Annotated in this window: 1 protein-coding gene; it reads left to right on the top strand. The window is 62.5% G+C overall.

Translation table 11 applies throughout. The features are described 5' to 3' along the window. A partial coding sequence (locus tag AC5RWX_RS34135; RefSeq protein WP_494100551.1) for a Bax inhibitor-1/YccA family membrane protein occupies nucleotides 1–487 on the top strand: 487 nt, incomplete at its 5' end. Nucleotides 488–571: the final 84 nt, after the last annotated feature.

The raw sequence follows: 571 nt of genomic DNA, 5'->3' as shown, positions 1-571 counted from the left end.
GGCACTGATTCTTGCCTATGCCGGCCTTGAAGGACTCTTCCTCGGCGGCCTCACCCGCGTCCTGGACACCATGTACCCGGGTGTGGGGCTTCAGGCTGTGCTCGGCACGCTGTCCGTCTTTACCGTGACGCTCCTCCTTTTCAAGAGCGGCAAGGTCCGGGCCACGCCAAAGGCCATGAAGTTCTTTATGATCGCAATCGTTGGCTACGCGCTGTTCTCCGTGGTGAACCTCGTCATGATGGTAACGGGTCTGACCACGGAACCGTTCGGGCTGCGAAGCGGCATCATCGGCATCGCCATCGGCATCCTGGCCATCGGTCTCGCGGCCTTCTCTTTGGTTATGGACTTCACCAGCATCGAAGCGGGCGTCCGGAGCGGAGCCCCGCAGCGTTTCTCCTGGACTGCTGCCTTCGGACTCACGGTCACCCTGGTATGGCTCTACGTTGAAATCATCCGCCTGCTCGCCATCCTGCGAGGGGACGACTAGCAGACCTCGGGGGCGTCCCGCCGTCGGACGACGCCCAGTACCTGCATAAACAGCTGAGGGCCCCACCGGAAGGTGGGGCCCTCA

The sequence above is a fragment of the Arthrobacter sp. SPT-J7 genome (genome assembly GCF_059089965.1).
Note: the sequence above shows the minus strand (reverse complement) of the source record. Positions and strands in the feature narration are given on the sequence as shown.